Source organism: Neobacillus cucumis, from assembly GCF_023715505.1.
Window position 1 is genome coordinate 1 of sequence record NZ_JAMBOH010000029.1, and the last position, 18,268, is coordinate 18,268.

The 18,268-nt window shown below is 41.2% G+C and carries 17 protein-coding genes, 10 tRNA genes and 1 rRNA gene; 7 read left to right on the forward strand and 21 right to left on the reverse strand.

Annotation, left to right across the window (positions count from 1 at the left end):
- The 12 genes from M3226_RS25630 to M3226_RS25685 form a co-directional block, all read right to left on the reverse strand.
- A 16S ribosomal RNA gene (locus M3226_RS25630) occupies window positions 1–113 on the reverse strand; the annotation flags it as partial.
- Between the two features lie 101 nt (window positions 114–214).
- Window positions 215–288 (reverse strand) — tRNA-Gly (locus M3226_RS25635).
- Window positions 289–303: 15 nt separating this feature from the next.
- Window positions 304–380: transfer RNA gene (locus M3226_RS25640), tRNA-Pro, on the reverse strand.
- Window positions 381–386: 6 nt separating this feature from the next.
- Window positions 387–463: transfer RNA gene (locus M3226_RS25645), tRNA-Arg, on the reverse strand.
- A gap of 61 nt (window positions 464–524) precedes the next feature.
- A tRNA-Leu gene (locus M3226_RS25650) sits at window positions 525–610 on the reverse strand.
- 62 nt (window positions 611–672) lie between these two features.
- Window positions 673–757, reverse strand: a tRNA-Leu gene (locus tag M3226_RS25655).
- 14 nt (window positions 758–771) lie between these two features.
- A tRNA-Lys gene (locus M3226_RS25660) sits at window positions 772–847 on the reverse strand.
- Window positions 848–995: 148 nt separating this feature from the next.
- Window positions 996–1,070: transfer RNA gene (locus M3226_RS25665), tRNA-Gln, on the reverse strand.
- A gap of 64 nt (window positions 1,071–1,134) precedes the next feature.
- Window positions 1,135–1,206 (reverse strand) — tRNA-Glu (locus M3226_RS25670).
- An 11-nt stretch (window positions 1,207–1,217) separates the two neighbouring features.
- A tRNA-Ser gene (locus M3226_RS25675) sits at window positions 1,218–1,308 on the reverse strand.
- A gap of 7 nt (window positions 1,309–1,315) precedes the next feature.
- A tRNA-Asn gene (locus tag M3226_RS25680) sits at window positions 1,316–1,390 on the reverse strand.
- A 118-nt stretch (window positions 1,391–1,508) separates the two neighbouring features.
- Window positions 1,509–1,979 (reverse strand): SprT family protein, encoded by a 471-nt coding sequence (locus M3226_RS25685; RefSeq protein WP_251571530.1) that lies wholly within the window; start codon window positions 1,977–1,979, stop codon window positions 1,509–1,511.
- A gap of 99 nt (window positions 1,980–2,078) precedes the next feature.
- Here M3226_RS25685 and cmpA point away from each other — a divergent pair, with 99 nt between their 5' ends.
- The gene (cmpA, locus tag M3226_RS25690; RefSeq protein WP_007083554.1) at window positions 2,079–2,192 is read left to right on the forward strand and encodes a cortex morphogenetic protein CmpA; all 114 of its coding nucleotides are present in this window, start codon (window positions 2,079–2,081) and stop codon (window positions 2,190–2,192) included.
- A gap of 71 nt (window positions 2,193–2,263) precedes the next feature.
- Here cmpA and M3226_RS25695 read toward each other — a convergent pair whose 3' ends face one another.
- The 6 genes from M3226_RS25695 to acpS all read right to left on the reverse strand — a co-directional run bounded on the left by M3226_RS25695 (window position 2,264) and on the right by acpS (window position 8,635).
- Window positions 2,264–4,435, reverse strand: a complete 2,172-nt coding sequence (locus M3226_RS25695; RefSeq protein WP_251571532.1) for a Tex family protein — start codon at window positions 4,433–4,435, stop codon at window positions 2,264–2,266.
- Between the two features lie 350 nt (window positions 4,436–4,785).
- A complete protein-coding gene (ndoA, locus tag M3226_RS25700) occupies window positions 4,786–5,136 on the reverse strand; it encodes a type II toxin-antitoxin system endoribonuclease NdoA (RefSeq protein ID WP_007083556.1) in 351 nt (116 codons plus the stop codon).
- Window positions 5,137–5,140: 4 nt separating this feature from the next.
- Window positions 5,141–5,422, reverse strand: a complete 282-nt coding sequence (locus tag M3226_RS25705) for a CopG family ribbon-helix-helix protein (RefSeq protein ID WP_098531723.1) — start codon at window positions 5,420–5,422, stop codon at window positions 5,141–5,143.
- Between the two features lie 266 nt (window positions 5,423–5,688).
- The gene (gene alr, locus M3226_RS25710) at window positions 5,689–6,861 is read right to left on the reverse strand and encodes an alanine racemase (protein ID WP_251571534.1); all 1,173 of its coding nucleotides are present in this window, start codon (window positions 6,859–6,861) and stop codon (window positions 5,689–5,691) included.
- 154 nt (window positions 6,862–7,015) lie between these two features.
- Window positions 7,016–8,035, reverse strand: coding sequence for a LolA family protein (locus tag M3226_RS25715; RefSeq protein ID WP_251571536.1), 1,020 nt, complete (start codon window positions 8,033–8,035; stop codon window positions 7,016–7,018).
- 252 nt (window positions 8,036–8,287) lie between these two features.
- Window positions 8,288–8,635: a holo-ACP synthase gene (gene acpS / locus M3226_RS25720; RefSeq protein WP_251571538.1), complete on the reverse strand. Its 348-nt coding sequence runs from the start codon at window positions 8,633–8,635 to the stop codon at window positions 8,288–8,290.
- Between the two features lie 310 nt (window positions 8,636–8,945).
- On the opposite strand from acpS, the gene M3226_RS25725 reads away from it, so the two are divergent.
- On the forward strand, window positions 8,946–9,449 hold the full coding sequence (locus tag M3226_RS25725; RefSeq protein WP_251571540.1) for a rhomboid family intramembrane serine protease: 504 nt from the start codon (window positions 8,946–8,948) through the stop codon (window positions 9,447–9,449).
- 38 nt (window positions 9,450–9,487) lie between these two features.
- Here M3226_RS25725 and M3226_RS25730 read toward each other — a convergent pair whose 3' ends face one another.
- Window positions 9,488–10,924, reverse strand: coding sequence for a PH domain-containing protein (locus M3226_RS25730; RefSeq protein WP_251571542.1), 1,437 nt, complete (start codon window positions 10,922–10,924; stop codon window positions 9,488–9,490).
- On the reverse strand, window positions 10,917–11,396 hold the full coding sequence (locus tag M3226_RS25735; protein WP_251571544.1) for a PH domain-containing protein: 480 nt from the start codon (window positions 11,394–11,396) through the stop codon (window positions 10,917–10,919). The genes M3226_RS25730 and M3226_RS25735 overlap by 8 nt, the downstream gene beginning before the upstream one ends.
- Before the next feature lie 191 nt (window positions 11,397–11,587).
- Between M3226_RS25735 and M3226_RS25740 the strand changes: the two genes are divergently transcribed.
- Genes M3226_RS25740 through menC form a run of 5 tightly spaced genes read left to right on the forward strand, consistent with a single transcriptional unit; the run spans window position 11,588 to window position 17,089 of the window.
- On the forward strand, window positions 11,588–12,433 hold the full coding sequence (locus tag M3226_RS25740; RefSeq protein ID WP_251571546.1) for a MurR/RpiR family transcriptional regulator: 846 nt from the start codon (window positions 11,588–11,590) through the stop codon (window positions 12,431–12,433).
- 27 nt (window positions 12,434–12,460) lie between these two features.
- Window positions 12,461–13,594, forward strand: coding sequence for an amidohydrolase (locus tag M3226_RS25745; protein WP_251571548.1), 1,134 nt, complete (start codon window positions 12,461–12,463; stop codon window positions 13,592–13,594).
- Window positions 13,595–13,617: 23 nt separating this feature from the next.
- Window positions 13,618–15,099, forward strand: coding sequence for an amino acid permease (locus M3226_RS25750; RefSeq protein ID WP_285857997.1), 1,482 nt, complete (start codon window positions 13,618–13,620; stop codon window positions 15,097–15,099).
- 21 nt (window positions 15,100–15,120) lie between these two features.
- Window positions 15,121–15,948 (forward strand): GNAT family N-acetyltransferase, encoded by an 828-nt coding sequence (locus tag M3226_RS25755; RefSeq protein ID WP_251571550.1) that lies wholly within the window; start codon window positions 15,121–15,123, stop codon window positions 15,946–15,948.
- 28 nt (window positions 15,949–15,976) lie between these two features.
- Complete coding sequence (menC, locus tag M3226_RS25760; RefSeq protein ID WP_251571552.1) at window positions 15,977–17,089, forward strand: o-succinylbenzoate synthase; 1,113 nt, start codon at window positions 15,977–15,979, stop codon at window positions 17,087–17,089.
- Window positions 17,090–17,191: 102 nt separating this feature from the next.
- Here the strand turns inward: menC and uvsE are convergent, their stop codons facing one another.
- Window positions 17,192–18,154 carry a UV DNA damage repair endonuclease UvsE gene (uvsE, locus tag M3226_RS25765; RefSeq protein ID WP_251571554.1) on the reverse strand — a complete coding sequence of 321 codons (963 nt, stop codon included), beginning with the start codon at window positions 18,152–18,154 and terminating at the stop codon, window positions 17,192–17,194.
- Between the last annotated feature and the right edge of the window lie 114 nt (window positions 18,155–18,268).

An 18,268-nucleotide genomic window follows, 5' to 3' on the forward strand; every position in this document is an offset into this window, starting at 1 on the left:
CTCACCCGTCCGCCGCTAATCAACAGGAGCAAGCTCCTATTGATTCGCTCGACTTGCATGTATTAGGCACGCCGCCAGCGTTCGTCCTGAGCCAGGATCAAACTCTCCATGAAAGTTGATTAGCTCATTTTGTTACGTTGGCTTAGTTTCTATAATAGAAACTAATATTATTGTTTGTTGACGTTTTTGTTTGTTTAGTTTTCAAAGAACAATTTGGAGCGGGTGATGGGAATCGAACCCACTACATCAGCTTGGAAGGCTGAGGTTTTACCAGTAAACTACACCCGCATATAAAAATGTAAATGGTCGGGAAGACAGGATTCGAACCTGCGACCCCTTGGTCCCAAACCAAGTGCTCTACCAAGCTGAGCTACTTCCCGTTAAAATGGTGCGCCCTGAGAGATTCGAACTCCCGACCTTTTGATTCGTAGTCAAACACTCTATCCAGCTGAGCTAAGGGCGCTTATTTTTAAAGCAACTTTTAAATTATATCAAATCAACTTCACTTCGTCAACAACTTTTTTTGGTGCGGCCGAGAGGACTTGAACCTCCACGGGGTTGCCCCCACTAGGCCCTCAACCTAGCGCGTCTGCCATTCCGCCACGACCGCATATGAATTAGTGACAAAATCAATGATAACATTATACTCTAATTAATTCAAGAGGTAATTTATGGTGCGGGTGAAGGGAGTCGAACCCCCACGCCTTGCGGCGCCAGATCCTAAGTCTGGTGCGTCTGCCAATTCCGCCACACCCGCAAATGGTAATCGAATGGTGAGCCATGAAGGACTCGAACCTTCGACCCTCTGATTAAAAGTCAGATGCTCTACCAACTGAGCTAATGGCTCATACTTAGATGATTCCCTAATCTTATATCAAGGTAGTCAGATGCTCAAAAGAACTCACGTTCTTCCTCGCAGACTCGAAGCCGATTCACTGTAGCTTCGCTCGTTGCTCTACCAACTGAGCTAATAGCTCATACTTAATTTCAAAAAATGGCTGGGCTAGCTGGATTTGAACCAACGCATGTCGCAGTCAAAGTGCGATGCCTTACCGCTTGGCTATAGCCCAGTGATACATAATCATTTAAAGATAAAGAAACAGGAAATGAATCAATTTCACTCCCCATCCCTGATGACCCCTACGGGATTCGAACCCGTGTTACCGCCGTGAAAGGGCGGTGTCTTAACCGCTTGACCAAGGGGCCGAAATAATATATGGCGGAGAAGGAGGGATTTGAACCCTCGCGCCGGTTACCCGACCTACACCCTTAGCAGGGGCGCCTCTTCAGCCACTTGAGTACTTCCCCATATAAATGGCTCCGCAGGTAGGACTCGAACCTACGACCGATCGGTTAACAGCCGATAGCTCTACCACTGAGCTACTGCGGAATAATCAATATTTCTTTCAATAAGGCGTTTGCCCTATCGACTCTTTACATTATAAAGACCGATAACTATAAAGTCAACATTATTTTTACATAAAAATTATTACCAAGATGACAGAGAATTATAACTCCATCTCTTTAACTTTTAACAATTTGCCTCTACACTTACCACACACATATTTCGAAGTGTTAATACTTCTTTTTCTCTGATAAGTTTGCTTACAGCTTGTGCATTGATAAAAAAGTATTTTTTTCGCTGTTCGCTTTACATTTCTTTCAGGCAGTTGGCTGCAGAAGCGGGGTGCGTCTACCTGCTTTAATAAAATCTTAAAATCTTGGTCCTTGTGCTGATATCCCCTGCCTTCAAGATGAAGGTGATAGTGGCATAGCTCGTGCTTAATAATGCCGATTAACTCTTTCTCCCCCAGCTGTTCTAAATACTTTTTATTGATATCAATATTATGGGTGTTTAAAAGATATCTCCCTCCTGTTGACCGTAATCTCGGATTAAACAACGCTGTATGTTTAAACGGCTTACCAAAGTATTCAAGAGATATCTTTTCAACTAATAATTGAAGTTCTTTTTGCTCCATTTTTACAGTTCCCCACTTTCTAGCGAACATGACAACCTATTATAGCATATATTGTATATACCCTTAATTAATGATGTACTTTTCGGGAGGTTTTACACTATGCCAACTTGGTTGCAAAACCAAATGAAAAGGGCTTTCTATGAGAAGGACCGCTATCAGATTAAACTGCTAAACCAGTGCTGGTTTTTTTACAGAAAAAAACACTGCTCCTAAAAGCAGTGTTCCTCTATTTACAGCACCTATAGCCCCCGACCCTCTTTCTGACTATAGGTGCTTCTATTATTTTAGGAAGGCGGCAGCATAGTTAAGGCAACACGGCCCTTTTTCATATCTACAGAGTCCACCCAAACCGTAACGACATCACCTACTGAAACAATGTCCAAAGGATGTTTGACAAAACGATTGCTGAGCTTAGATATATGAACAAGCCCATCCTGTTTGACACCGATATCTACAAACGCACCGAAGTCCACAACATTCCGGACGGTTCCTTGAAGTTCCATTCCTGCTTTTAAATCTTCTAGCTTTAAGACATCTTTTTTCAGGAGCGGACGAGGCAGGTCATCACGCGGATCTCGTTCCGGTCTTACTAAGGCATCAATAATATCCTTTAAGGTTAACTCACCTACGGATAATTCTTCAGAAACTGCTTTTAAATCAAGTCCATTTAGTGCCGTCTTTAACTCTTCTGAACCTAAGTCATTTGCAGTAAAACCTAGACTTGTTAATAACTTTTTAACCTCATCATAGTTTTCAGGATGAATTCCGGTCCGGTCAAGTGGCTGTTTACCGTCGAGCACACGCAGGAAACCGATGGCTTGTTCATAGGTTTTTGCCCCTAAACGCGGTACCTTCTTTAATTGCACCCGGCTTGTAAATTTCCCTTCCTCCTCGCGCTTTTTAACAATATTATTGGCAGCGGTTTTGTTTAATCCTGCCACATACTGTAGTAACGAAGAAGACGCGGTATTCACATTCACACCGACCTGGTTAACGGCGGTTTCTACCACAAAATGCAGCGATTCGGAAAGGCGTTTCTGGGCAACATCATGCTGATACTGACCAACCCCCACTGATTTTGGGTCAATTTTCACCAATTCTGCTAATGGATCCTGCAGGCGTCGCGCAATCGAGACAGCACTTCTTTCTTCAACCTGAAAATTCGGAAACTCTTCTCTAGCAAGGTCGGAAGCAGAATAGACACTTGCACCTGCCTCGTTGACGATAAGATAGAAGATCTCTTCATCCATCTCTTTTAAAATATCAGCGACAAACTGTTCTGTCTCCCTTGATGCAGTACCGTTGCCAATAGCAGCCATTTCTACTTTATACTCACGGAGAATGTTAATAAACTTTTCACGTGCTTCTTTTGTTTTTGAAACAGGCGGATGTGGATAAATCACATCAATCTTTAACACCTTTCCCGTTTCGTCGACAACCGCTAATTTACAGCCTGTCCGGTAAGCCGGGTCGACACCAATGACCACTTTGCCCTTTAAAGGGGGCTGCAGCAGCAAATTACGAAGATTTTCCGAAAAAATATGTATAGCTTGCTCTTCCGCCTTTTCCGTTAACTCGGCACGGATTTCCCTTTCGATGGATGGCTGAATTAATCTTTTATAACCATCCTCTATCGCTTCTTGTACGATCGGAGCGGCAGGCGAATGCTGGACACGGATCCACTTTCTTGATAAATAAGCCGTAATCATATCTGCATTCATCTTAATTGAAACACGTAAAATGTCCTCCTTTTCACCGCGGTTTAAAGCGAGAATTCGGTGTGGGACAATTTTATTAACCGGCTCTTCATATTCATAGTACATTTCATAGACATTCTTTTCGTCTTTTTCTGCTTCTTTTACAACAGATGCAACCGTGCCGGATTTAAACGTTTCTTTACGAATCCATTTACGTCCTTCAGCATCATCAGAAACCATTTCTGCAATAATATCCTTGGCGCCTGCAATCGCGTCTTCAATCGTAAGAACTTGTTTTTCCTCCGATAGAAACTCTTTTGCTTTTTGCTCGATGGTGTCTTTAGGAAACGTCATCAGCCACTCTGCAAATGGTTCTAATCCTTTTTCTTTAGCCACAGTCGCTTTTGTTCTTCGTTTTTGTTTATAAGGTCTGTATAAATCTTCTACTTCTTGAAGCTTCTCAGCCTTTGTAATGTCTCTGCTTAATTCATCGGTTAATTTCCCTTGTTCTTCGATAATTCGCAAGACTTCTTCTTTTCTTTGCTCAAGGTTTTGAATGTACTGCCAGCGTTCTAAGATCGTCCGGATCTGCACCTCGTCTAGGGCCCCGGTCATTTCTTTTCTGTAACGGGCAATAAACGGTACCGTGTTTCCTTCATCAAGCAAGGAAATAACACTTTTTACTTGTTTATAGGATATAGTCAGCTCAGCTGCAATTTTACTTAAGAGCTGATTATCTTTTACAGCTGTATCGTTCACGCAACAATCCTCCATTTCTTTTTCAATTTATTGTATCAAATTAGAGCAATGGTTTCATCAAAGGCCCCTGCCACCTTTTGACAAGCCTCTTTTCGTAAACTTTGTTGCTCCTGCACCTTGAATTAGGGTCATTTACTAAGTTTCTGGCAATTTCCGCGAATATTCTTACGGAAAAACGCAACGAAATACCTAGTTATACAGGTTGATGAACGTATACGAAAAACAACAATCTATGCGAAAATAGCCTTTGACATAAAGAAAAGCAAGCTAGGATCAGCTTGCTCATAGGCAGAAAAAACAGAGGCAGGTTATGTATGAAAAAACGCTCTTTTAAAAGAGCGTACTTTAAACTAAAATTCGATGAGACCTAAACTTACCTGTAAGGCTTCATCCACTTTCTCCATCATTTCGTCATCGAGATGGGTGATTTTATCGGTTAACCGCTGCTTATCAATTGTACGAATTTGCTCTAGCAGAATGACCGAGTCACGTTCAAATCCGTAGCGCTTCGCATCAATTTCGACATGAGTAGGAAGCTTAGCTTTTTGAATTTGAGCTGTAATCGCTGCAACAATCACTGTGGGACTAAACCGATTCCCGATGTCGTTTTGGATGACAAGTACTGGTCGGACGCCGCCTTGTTCAGAACCAACAACTGGGGATAGGTCCGCAAAATAAACGTCACCACGCTTGACAATCAAAGGATTATCCTCCGCTTACAAGACGTTCAACTGTGTGTTCTGCCTCATATTCTGCTAAAAATGCTTCTGATGCAATTCTAAGATTGATTTTTGCCATTTCCATGTATCCACGTCGCATCGACTCGCGAATTTGTCTCTTTTTCCGTTCACGTAAATACATTTTTGTTGCTTGGTAAATAAATTCACTGCGGTTCACATTTTCTTGCTTAACGAAACCATCTAACTCTGTTAAAAGATGTTGCGGTAACTTCACTAAGATTTCCGTAGTTGCGCCAGTTTCAGACACAAACATACACCTCCACCATCACTACACACCATTTTTATCTAACCAGAATTTCATTCTGATGCTTAAATTTAACTGCGCTTCTGTCTGCGCCCCTTCGCGGTAAGTCATCAGCGAGTTTTAAATTTAATATCTGTACCATATTCAATAATAACACTAATCAAGCCCAATTCATAGACTAAATATAATTCTACTGTATTATAAGCCAATAAAAGATGCTTTTATGCACAATTTACCGCAATATCATAAATATGTTTAAATTTCTGTATTTAAGCCTGTGACTTATTAAGCAAGCCATTTTTTATATCGACAATTTTGCCATTCTTTTTATAAAGCCGCGGCACACGATTGGTTATAATACATGGGACTTCATAATTAATGGTTTCAAGCTTTGCAGCAATCTCATTTATAGAAATGAATTGCTGACCCTGCCGGCCAATTAGTGTGACATTTGTTCCAACAGGCAAATTAGCAGGTAGACGAACCATACACTGGTCCATGCAAATTCTCCCGACAATTGGGGAACGCTTTCCGTCCACTAACACTTCCTGCCCTTGCAGCCTGCGAATCCACCCATCAGCATAACCAATTGGGATAGTACCAATCCACTCATCTTCCTTACTTTCGTAAGTCGCCCCATAGCTGATCTTATCCCCTTTTTTAACCTGCTTCACATGGACAAGCTTCGTTTGCAGTGAAAAGGCCTCTTTCAATGGGAATGGAATCTCTTTTTCCATTTGAAGAGAGGGTGTGAGACCATACATGGCGATTCCAAGCCGGACTGCATTAAAATAGGCATTAGGAAATCTGATTGCTGCCGCACTATTGCTGGAATGAATATACTTCGGCCGCTTTGTTAATACCTTTAACAAATCTTCAAATAACGCTAATTGCTGCTGAAAATAACGGTTATCCAAGTCATCTGCTGTGGCAAAATGAGTAAAGATTCCTTCAAAATGAAATCGTTTATCCCCTAAAATCAATTGTTCTACGGTTGATAACTCTTCACGACTGCGGACGCCGATTCTTCCCATTCCCGTATCCACTTTGATATGCAGAGAAACCTTGTCACCAACAGACAAATGTTTTTGTGCCTCCTGAAGCCACGCCTGTTGAAAAACGGTAAGGGATATATCATACTTGGCTGCCACTTGAACATTTTCAGGCCGAGTTGCTCCTAAAACCAAAATGGGGGCATGAATTCCTTTATGTCTAAGTGCAACCGCTTCATCCAGTATAGCCACAGCAAGAAAGCTTGCTCCCGCTGAAAGGGCTGTTTTGGCTGCTTGAACATCACCATGACCATAGGCATTGGCCTTTACCACCGCAATAATTTCCACTTGACCTGGTAAATGTTTTTTTACAGAAGATACATTTTCAGCGATACAATCCAAATCAATTTCTGCCCATGTATCTCGATAAAAATAGACTTGCTCTTCCATCTGTCCACTTCCTAGTTAAAATGCATTTTTTTATTTTACCACAAAATTGGATTATGATAATTTATTTTAAGCGGGTGTCCGCTTTTTTGTTCAAAAATATCATACTACTTATAAACGCCAAAAAACAGGCACAAGGCCTGTTTTTCATTGATTATTATTTTACGGAGTCACCTTGAACAGATTTCGCTATTTCAACCATCTCGTCCCTAGTCAGGTTTTTGGATGCGATCATATAATCAACACCGCCTTGTGACCATGAAAGCGAATGATCCGACAGCGCCCCAATTGTTGCACCTAAATCAACAATATCACCTTCCATTAGCGTCGGATTAGCGGAGGCAACCTTTGTCGATACTTTTTCCTGTACAAGTGTATAGGATTTTTTTCCATCATAGGTAAGGACAACCCGCTTACCATCCTCAATTTTGACTGTTTTTTCTTCAAGTAACTTAGTGCCTGTTAATTCAAATGTTGGATACTTAATCGTAAATGACTGATCTTTATCTTTGCCGTTTGCCATTGCTGGTAAATTCAATTGTGCCCGTGTCATATTCTTTTTCATATCGAAATCGTCCTTGTCAAAATCAGCGTTAAATTTCACCTTTGAAAACTCCACCGTTACAAGAGGATTCCGGTCAGGGTCCATTACTTTGACTACAGCAGGTGATAAATCACTTTTATTCAGCTTAATCTCCTGATATGGAAGCATACTATTATTTTGATAACGTGTCTTTGTTTCAAAGATATAAAAGTCCTTTGTGGAAGAAAATTTAGCTTCTTTATCCGCTACAATATCCTTTATTAAAGATTCATACAAATAAGCTTGGCTGCTATTTTGCGGCCAATCACTTTGGAATCGGAAGCTTTTATTCAATGCAGGTGTAAGAACAAATACACCTTCTTTATTTCTTAAGATCATTTGACTTTGGTCTTTCTCAGCATTTTTTAAATTAACGCGATAGAAGGTAGGATCTTTATGCCAGATTTCTACATTATAAATCTGCGAATCCGTGCCCATTTTCAGCGTCATTTTCGCATTCACTTTATAGCTGGTTAAATCACTCTGCTTACCCTTTAGCTCCTTTACCACATCGTCTTGTGATTTTGATCCACAGGCAGCTAGCACGAACATGACCATTAGCCCTGTAATAAGCAGTAAAAACTTTTTCCTCATTCCTTCAACCCCTTCTTGTCTCATTTCATATGATTATCAAAGAAGAGAAAGGCAGGAATCAGGCATATAAACCATAGCTGACCTTGTCTCTCCTATTTCCCTATGAATATATGAGACAACCATGGGGATTATTCTTACAAAGAGCAAAATTGAAGTCGCAGCGCCTTGACCAGGCCCCTGGGCCCTAGGCGCCGCAGCTAGATAGTGTTCAAGTCAAATATGGTTAATTATTCGAGCACTTGGTAATAACTTCTAACCTTCTAGTACCACTTGAGCAACGGCATATTCCCCGCTATGTGAAATAGACAAATGTGACTGGACCTCTGGTTTTCGAAAAAATGGTTTTCCTGAGCCATCTGTCTCAATCTCCATGTCTTGAAAAGATAGTTCTCTTCCTATTCCAGTCCCAAATGCCTTGGAAAAGGCTTCTTTTGCCGCAAACCTTCCAGCTAAGAACTCCACTTTTCTTGACTCAGATAAGTCTTCATACTTTTTCTTTTCGTTAACCGTTAAAATTCGATCGACCAACTTGCTTTGCTTGTTGATCAATTCACGGATTCTATGCAATTCAATGATATCAATGCCAATTCCTTTAATCATGGTTTATCATCCTTCTATTTAATTTACAGTCAGCATAATAGTGTACAAGACCAAAAAACGGTTAAGATGTAATTGAAAGGGGGTTTTAACCATATTTAACAGAACCGAAAGCTTTCGTGAATTTATCCGCTTTTATCCGATGGTCTCTCTAATTACAACGATTCACTTAGTATTATACTTTTTAACCATTCTTCCCATATTCCCAAACAATTGGTTCTTTGAGACTCTCTCAGGCGTGAACCTTTATATTATGGAAGGAGAAGTTTGGAGACTAATCACTCCTACCTTTATGCATAGCGGTTTTTCACATATGTTGTTTAATAGTTTTTCCCTTATCCTATTTGGACCCGCTTTGGAACGGATGCTGGGGAGCGGCCGATTTCTATTCATTTACCTTTTCTCCGGTTTCGCTGCTAATGTGGCTACACTAATATTTGAGCCATTGACCTATACCCACGTTGGTTCAAGCGGGGCCATTTTTGGTCTATTTGGCTACTATATTGCCATTATTATTTTCAGAAAGAGAATGATGTCCCAGCAAAATACACAAATTATTCTCGTTCTCTGTGCAGTCAGCTTAATTATGACCTTCCTGCAGCCCAATATTAATGTAGTTGCTCATCTGTTTGGATTACTGGGTGGCTTTCTAGTGGGTGCTATTCCATACTTTAACAAAAAAGACCTTTCAGATTCCATTCAGACCACTGCATCTTGGGCCAGCAGTCAAAGGAGAAATGTCTCCTTTCAATCCCCGGTAAAAGTACTAATCTGGGCTGTGATAATCATCCTAGCCATTCTAGGGTTTTGGAAATAAATTAGGTAAAAACGACATTTAAAGGGAGTAACCCATGTTTATTCCGGGCCGCTCCCTATTTTACGCTCCCGTGAATACCATCGATAAATGCTCTGAAGGTCAGCCTGATCCATGTCGACCACACGGCCTCCTGTATTGACAGCCCCCGACTTGACAAAGACTTCAAGCGTTCCAAGTTTCTTTTTATCTTGAAAATAACTAACGCCGGCCTCTAAACTTTGTATCTTATTTTTCCTCATATAAATGGTGGTCCTCTTAAAACTTCGGAATTTTAAGCTAAGCTGATCCCGGCTCAATCCCCAGCCTGCCGATTTATAGTTTACATATGCTCTGATCGTCACTAGCACGAGTAAGCCTAGAGAAAGCAATCCCCAGCTCTTTAAAAAAATCAACGAAAGTAACACAATCGGGATAGCCACGTACCAGCCGCGAAAAATATACCTCCACATTGCCCGTCTTGGTAATGGCTTAAAATCTTCGGTCATTTCATATTCCGGTAAATAGGGACCTATAATAGCTGGAATATCCTTTACTTTTACGATAGGCAAGAGCATAACATTTGCGCCCTCTATATTGACAGAGGATCCTCCTGCACTTTCCAAGTATACCGTTCCAAGTCCAAGCATTTGTCTAATCAGATTTTCACTGATTCGGATTGCTTGAATTCTATTCAGCGGAATCGTCATTTGTTTTTTTTCCAGAAGGCCTTGTGAAATAACGAAATCTGTTTCTGTCTGAATAACCGTGAAACCTGTATATTTAAGCATCGTGATCATTAACGAAATAATCCATAAGAGGAAAAATCCTAAAAACACAATGAACGTTATGAGCATTATATTATGAACAGCCCATGTTTCTACTCCGCCAAATACCTTTTTATAAGGGATTAAGTCATCTAGCTGTGGAAAAATCGCGAAAACAGCTGAAATCACTACCCCCATTCCGCCTGATGTCAAGGAAAGCAAGAGTAACTTCTTTGTAGTAAGTGTAAACATCGGCTTTATCTCCACTGTCGTTTTAAGAGCATCCTGTTTAGCCGCATTGACATGTGCTTGAATCTGCGCAGCTTCCCTTTTTGGTATTGCCGATAGCACGGCTTCTGCCTCATCACCGCTGCCCGCTGTCTCAATCTCCACCTTAGCAAGTCCAAATAATCGCTGCAGCAGCCCTTCCGTTACGTTTATGCTCTGAATCCGTTCGAACGGAATGTTGCGTTTTTTACGAAGGAATACACCATATTCAATCCGCAGCTCATCTTCCTCAAATCGATAGGTATACCGGAGCCAGGACAAGATTCCCGTAATGAGAGTAATAAGCACCGCTATCAAGGATAGAATTAGAGAGATGAGCAATGCTGTTTTACTATCCCGTCCCCCAGAGATGTTGAGGAAAATCATGGGGAGGATGAGATTTCTTATTCTTTTTCCAGTCGTGACAATGCTGGCAACCGGGTGAAGTCGTTTTGGTTCAGACATCTTCTTCTGCCGCCCTTGCTAATTTTGAAATAAACTTTCGCAGTTTTTCTGCTTCATCTTCTTCTAAAGCAGGGATTTCATGTGCCGTTGCTGCTGTATGTATGAGAACAGAGGCTAATTTATACTTTCTTAAAAGCGGTCCTTGAATAGTATCGACATGTTGTACACGAACCATCGGAACTAGTGTCCGTGTTTTAATAAAGATTCCCTCCTCCAGTTCCACTTCTTCCTCACGCACCTCATATCTCCAGCTCTTCCATCTAAAGAGCGGAGAAATAACTATATGATAGAGAGGAAAAATCACTCCCAGGGTTATTAAAATAATGGAAATCCAAAAAGGAGCATTAAAAACCTCTAATATTAACAGAATTACTGCAGTTATCATCCAGCCAATCACTGACCTAATCACACCGGATATTCTCCAGACCGTTAATGCCTTCCTTGAAATTCTATTTTGCGGTTTTGCTAACAAATTATAGCCTCCTCCAAATCGTTAGGAAACACTCTCTCTAGTATCAATATATCCCATATGAATACGCAAAAAAATATCAACAAATAATCTTTTAATTTATATTTATTTATGATAACGTATAAAAACAAAAAGCATTAACTGCAACATTTAAATGAAGTGAAGGATTTCCTTCTTTTGGAAAGGTGGATAAGATGGAACCACTTCCTTTTAAACAATTAGTTAAGGATCAATTTAACCATTTATCGGCAGGGCAAAAAAAAGTAGCCACTTACCTGATTGAAAATTTAGATAAGGCTGCTTTTAAGACGGCTTTTCAAATCGGTCAGCAGGCATCGGTTAGCGAAACCACCGTCATCCGCCTTTCATACGCATTAGGATTTCAAGGATTTAGCCAAATGCAGGAACTCATTCAGCGGCAGATGCTATTGCAAAACCAAACCGCAGCGGCTGCCTCCTCGATTCAACCGACCGATAAACATGTTTTTACAAAGGTGATAGAAAACCAGATTGATATATTAAGGAATCTTCTAGACACTGCAAATATCCAAGAGATTTGGAAAGCCGTTGAGGCGTTAATCAAGGCAGACCAAATTTTAATCACAGGCCACCGCATTTCTCATGCGGCCGCCTATTGGTTCTCCTATATGTTGAGTACCATTCGAGAACAGGTAAATCTATGTTCAACGTCAGGTGACTTTTTCGAAAAGTTTTCCAATCTGACTAAAGACTCAGTTGTTGTTGTGTTTTCGTTTCCACGCTATTCCAATGAAACCATAAAAATTGCTGAGTGTGCAGTAGAGAATGGAATTACCCTTATATCGATAACCGATCGCCTTCTATCTCCTGCGGGAAGAATTTCCGACATCATACTAACTACTGAGGAAAATGCCGAAACAGGCACGAACTCCATTGCATCGGTTATTAGTTTATTAGATTTAGTGATAGAGGGAATCCAACAGAAAGATCAGGAGCGGATATTATCCTATCAGCAAAAACTGGAGAAGCTTTATACAACGTTTAATGTATTTAATGAATAGGATTAGAAGTTTAAGAGGTGAAAAGATTTGAACCCGCTAGACTTTATTGAGCAGCATAAAGAAGAGTTACTAACCACCTATCAAGAGCTTCATTGCCTGGCGGAACCCAGCTGGCAAGAAAAGAAAACTTCCGGCTACATTGCACAAAAACTGCAAACGGCCGGCTTCAGCGTAAAAAGGTTTAACGATCATTACGGAATAATCGCTGAAATACAGGGAACCTCTGGCCAAGTCGTGGCACTGCGGGCAGATATGGATGCACTGGTCCAAGAAGTGAATGGTGTGGTTAGACCCAATCATTCCTGTGGTCATGACGGACACAGCACAATGGTCCTATATACAGCATTGGCTCTGGCCTCAATCGACCTCAAACCAAAGCATACATTAAGATTCATTTTTCAGCCTGCCGAAGAAAAAGGAGAAGGCGCGCTAAAAATGATGGAGGACGGTGCGCTAGACAACGTCAGCTTATTATTTGGCACCCATGTACGGCCAGTTAGTGAACTCCCCTATCGGAAGGCCTCCCCTGTGATTATTCATGGTTCAGCCGGTACGATTCGGGGAAACATAAAGGGACGACAAGCACATGCAGCCCGGCCAAACGAAGGAATCAACGTAATTGAGGCAGCTGCCCTACTAGTGCAGAACCTTAAGGAAATTGATTTACAAACAGATGTTCCATACTCCATTAAAATGACACAGCTGACGACGGAAAGTGAAGCAACTAATGTAATCCCAGAAACGGCGCATTTTGCTCTCGATGTACGAGCACAATCCAACGAAGTTATGTCCAAGCTTGATCAGAGGACTAAAGCCGCGATGGAATTGGCAGCGGAGCAAACTGGAGCAGCCTTCACCTGGTCTATGGAGGAATTTGTTCCCGCCGCTGTTAAAAACGAAAAAGCGATGAAAATGGCAGAAAAGGCCATTGAAGAGGTACTCGGCGAAGAAAATGTTGTTCCGGTATGTATCTCCCAAGGCGCTGAGGATTTTCATTTTTACACCGCGAAAAATCCCGGTCTTGCTGCTACGATGATTGGTTTAGGCTGTGGTTTAACACCGGGGTTACATCATCCCGAAATGAAATTTAATCTAGATGCATTAATATATGGAACGAAAATATTAACACAAACGTTGTTAACAGCCTTACAAGAAACTTAAAAAACAATTAGGAGAGATGTGCAATGGAAGATACAGCACGTAAAATAGATACAACCATTGAGCGAATTAAAGCTCAAGAACCTTTGGAAAGAAAGTTAAAGACTAGACACCTATCGATGATTGCCATCGGTGGAACGATTGGTACGGGATTATTTTTAGCAAGTGGTGCAACGATTGCGGACGCGGGTCCTGGTGGAGCTCTTGCAGCCTATTTAATTGCCGGAATTATGGTTTATTTTATTATGACAAGCTTAGGAGAAATGTCGGCGTTTATTCCAATCACCGGCTCGTTCAGCACGTATTCGGACCGCTTTGTCGACCCTGCTCTTGGCTTTGCAGTCGGCTGGAATTATTGGTATAACAACGCTATTATTGTTGCCCTTGAATTATCAGCTTCCTCACTGATTATGAAATATTGGTTTCCGGATGTCCCAGGGATTGTTTGGAGTGCCATCTTCCTTGTGTTGATATTTGGATTAAATATTTTATCTGTAAAGGGTTACGGTGAATCTGAATTCTGGTTTGCAATTATCAAGGTTGCTACAATTATTATATTCATTGTGTTAGGTTTATTAATGATTTTTGGAATCATGAAGGGCCATACAGGCGGCTTCGAAAACTTTACAAAAGGCGAAGCACCATTTAAAGGCGGATTCCTTTCGATTTTAAGTGTGTTCATGATTGTCGGTTTCTCGTTCCAAGGCACAGAACTTGTCGGGGTTGCGGCTGGTGAAAGTGAAAATCCGGAAAAGAACATGCCAAAGGCGATTAAACAGATTTTTTGGAGAATTTTATTATTCTACGTTTTAGCGATTTTTATTATCGGCTGTTTAGTAAGCTACAAAGATCCATTATTATTAAGCACAGATGTCAAAGACGTGGCAGTAAGTCCGTTTACACTAGTTTTTAAAAATGCCGGCCTTGCCTTTGCTGCCGCCTTAATGAATACTGTTATTCTTACTGCCGTACTTTCTGCAGGTAACTCTGCACTTTATGCTGCTTCCCGTGTGTTATGGGTATTGGCGAAGGAAGGCAAAGCTCCTGCATTTTTAAAGAAGGTAAGCAAAAAAGGTCTTCCAACGAATGCTTTATTAGTTTCAACTGTGATTGGTATGTTTTGCTTCTTAACCTCCCTGTTCGGTGAGGGCACCGTTTACGGCTGGTTATTAAATGCCTCCGGTTTAGCAGGATTTTTATCATGGTTAGGAATTTCGATTTCTCACTACCGCTTCCGTAAAGCTTATATTGCGCAAGGAAGAAGTTTATCAGATTTACCATATGTAGCAAAATGGTTCCCGCTTGGACCAATCTTAGCAACAGTTTTATGCTTAGTAGCGGTCTTCGGTCAAAATTATGGCGCCTTTTTTGGACCAAAAATTGATTGGTACGGTGCATTGGTATCTTATATTGGCCTGCCTCTATTCCTATTAGCTTATTTCGGCTACAAGGTTGTGAAAAAGACCAAATTGGTTCCATTACAAGACGCGGATTTCAGCCGCGAATAGTTTTTAATGGGGGAATGGACATTGACAACAAAACAAATCGAAATTCGTTCCCTGTATACAATTAAAGAGCTAGAAGAAGTACGCAGACTTGAAAGTAAAATATGGGGGGAGTCTGACTCCATTCCCACACACCAAACCATTACCGCCGTCAAAAACGGCGGTTTAGTGCTTGGTGCCTATTGTGGCGATCAGCTTATTGCGTTTCAATACAGCTTCCCAGGCTTTAACGGCCAGTCTGTCTACCTTTGCTCTCATATATTAGGGACCGATAAACACTTTCGTAATAATGGGATAGGTGAAAAATTAAAACTAGCCCAACGCAATGAAGCATTAAAACTTGGCTACTCCCTTATCACTTGGACGTATGATCCACTTGAAAGCATTAATGGATATTTGAACATTGGCAAGCTTGGCGGTGTGGTCTCTACTTATCTTCCAAACTGCTACGGCGAAATGGAAGATTTGTTAAACAGCGGACTCCCCTCTGACCGCTTCCTTGTGGAGTGGCATATCCGTCACGAAAAATCTGCTGATACTATCGGGAACGCATTCGAACAAGACTTTGTTTTGACGAACTCGCTTCTTCAGTGGGATGTAAATGATAAAGGGCAGCCTTTTGTATTGCCTTTTACACTTAAAGACTTACATAAGGATGCGATTCAATTCGTGCCTGTCCCAAAAAACTATCGGACGATTCGCGAGACAGACATCGAGCTTGCTGGTGACTGGCGAATGCGAACAAGGGATGCTTTTTCTAAGCTGTTTAACCAAGGCTGGCAGGTAAGCGGTTTTAAAAAAATCAGCAATCCGAAGATTCAGGTAAATTTCTATATTCTCACTAAGAACTAACCCCCGAAGAGTTAAAGGAGACTTTTGTATGAAGATTAAGCAAGTGATTTTAAGACACTTAAAACTTGATTTACTCTACCCTTTTACAACTAGCTTTGGAACCGAATATGATAAAGATTTTATTTTAGTGGAAGTGAAAAACGAGGATGGTCTCTCAGGCTGGGCTGAATCTGTAGCGATGCTCGATCCGCTTTATAATGAAGAAACGGTCAAAACGAATTGGCATATCCTAGAGGATTATTTGATCCCTATCGTTTTAAAAAATAACATCCAGCATCCCGATGAACTGTTTGAGAAGTGGTTTGCTCACTTGCGCGGCAATTATATGGCTAAGGCAGCAATTGAGGGGGCTGTTTGGGATTTGTATGCAAAAGAGCAGAATATGTCCCTCGCCCGGGCTTTAGGTGGTGAAAGATCCAAAATTGATGTTGGTGTCAGCATTGGAATTAAGGACTCTATTGAAGAGACGATTGAAACGATTGGTGTACGCCTTGAGGAAGGCTATAAGCGGGTAAAATTGAAAATCAGACCAGGCTGGGATGTTGCTTTAATTGACCGGGTTCGCCAGGAATACCCTGAAATTCCGTTAATGGCGGATGCCAATTCTGCCTATACCCTCGATGATATGGACCGTTTGGCTGCATTAGATGATTATCAGTTAATGATGATTGAGCAGCCTTTGGCACATAATGATATTATTGATCATGCTGAATTGCAGGCTAGGATGAAAACGCCGATTTGTTTAGATGAGAGTATCCATTCTGTCGAGGATGCACGAAAGGCCTTGAAGCTTGGCAGCTGTAAAATTATTAATATTAAGATTGGTCGTGTTGGCGGGTTAACAGAATCACGCAACCTCCATGATTTTTGCCAAGCTAATCATATCCCGGTATGGTGCGGGGGGATGCTTGAGTCCGGGGTCGGCCGTGCCCATAATATTGCAATTACCTCTTTGCCGAATTTTACTCTGCCTGGTGATACAGCGGCTTCTTCGCTTTATTGGGCGGAGGATATTATTGAGCCTGAGGTAACGGTTTTTAACGGTGAGATTACGGTTCCGGCTTCTCCAGGGATTGGGTATGAGACTAGTTTGGAAAAGGTTAATAAGTATACAGTGTACAGCCGGACTTATCGTGCTTAAGGTTTGTTGACTGAGAATGGCCCTTCGTTGCGAGGGGCCATTTTGTTTTGTCTTATTGATTCAAATTTTAAGGACAGAACTTAGTTAAACAGCTTCATTCCCCTACTCCACCACAAAATTAGTCTGATCCAGCCACTTAAATGCCCCGCGCTCCTTCAAATCTCGAATCAATTGAAACAGTGCCGCATCCTTTTGTTTCGCTTCAATCATACAATGAATCTCCGGCACACTCCCCTTTATTTCATTTAAAAACGTCATAAACATTTCAGGATCAACGTTCTCGGCATGCGCTCGAAACTCCTTCTCTGACCGCGGGCTTGAAATATGCATCTTAATCGGCAGGGTGGAATGTTTCCAAGTAGTAACAATCCGTTCCCAATCAGACACCCAATCCTCCTCTTCGTGGTTTGCAAGGTGATGATGGTAATCGAAAACCATCGGAATTCCTAACTTCTCACAAAGATATAACGTGTCCTTAACTGTAAAAGTAGTATCATCATTTTCTAACATAATCATCTTTTGAATTCCAGGCTTAATATATCCCCAATTATGTATAAATTGTTCCAGCGCTTTCTCTTTATCCTCATACCCGCCGCCAACATGCAGAACACAACGATGCTCGGGATTGATTGCCATTCCCTTCAAGAGAGCCTCATGCATCGATAAGGTCTTGAGTGAGTTTTTTAAAATATCTTTATCTAGTGAATTCAACACAACAAAATGATCAGGATGAAAATCAACTCTCAACGGATGCTCCTTTAAAAAATCGGCTAATTTTTCAAGCGGTTCCTTCAAAGGCTTGATATAGTTCCAATCCAGTAAATCCTCATGATTGGCGAGCGGAATCAGCCTTGAGCTAAATCGAAAAAACTGAATATCATTCCCTACATTATGCTTAAGAAGGCGCAGACAATTCTCTAAATTAGATTCAGCAATCCTTTCTAATTTCCGAATCGCAGCTTCACGGTCCTTTATTTTGGAGAATTGGGCAAACGTCATGGTTTGAGAGGGGGATGCGTGCTGCAGTTCTGCACTCATCGCTACATACCCTAGTTTCACTATCATATCTTCCACCTCTACTTAGTCTATATTATTATTCTCACCTATCTATTTTTTTCAACTACAAATTATTTACTGTAAATAGGGAAATCTAAAAAAAAGTTTTGTGGAAAGAGTGAC

Bases quoted from the DNA above. Each gene is read 5' to 3' on its own strand.
- uvsE (WP_251571554.1), bottom strand. From the start codon at position 18,154: ATGATAGTGAAACTAGGGTATGTAGCGATGAGTGCAGAACTGCAGCAC.
- M3226_RS25725 (WP_251571540.1), top strand. From the start codon at position 8,946: ATGTTGTTTAATAGTTTTTCCCTTATCCTATTTGGACCCGCTTTGGAA.
- M3226_RS25685 (WP_251571530.1), bottom strand. From the start codon at position 1,979: ATGGAGCAAAAAGAACTTCAATTATTAGTTGAAAAGATATCTCTTGAA.
- M3226_RS25715 (WP_251571536.1), bottom strand. From the start codon at position 8,035: ATGAGGAAAAAGTTTTTACTGCTTATTACAGGGCTAATGGTCATGTTC.
- acpS (WP_251571538.1), bottom strand. From the start codon at position 8,635: ATGATTAAAGGAATTGGCATTGATATCATTGAATTGCATAGAATCCGT.
- M3226_RS25740 (WP_251571546.1), top strand. From the start codon at position 11,588: ATGGAACCACTTCCTTTTAAACAATTAGTTAAGGATCAATTTAACCAT.
- menC (WP_251571552.1), top strand. From the start codon at position 15,977: ATGAAGATTAAGCAAGTGATTTTAAGACACTTAAAACTTGATTTACTC.
- cmpA (WP_007083554.1), top strand. From the start codon at position 2,079: ATGCCAACTTGGTTGCAAAACCAAATGAAAAGGGCTTTCTATGAGAAG.
- alr (WP_251571534.1), bottom strand. From the start codon at position 6,861: ATGGAAGAGCAAGTCTATTTTTATCGAGATACATGGGCAGAAATTGAT.
- M3226_RS25730 (WP_251571542.1), bottom strand. From the start codon at position 10,924: ATGTCTGAACCAAAACGACTTCACCCGGTTGCCAGCATTGTCACGACT.
- M3226_RS25750 (WP_285857997.1), top strand. From the start codon at position 13,618: ATGGAAGATACAGCACGTAAAATAGATACAACCATTGAGCGAATTAAA.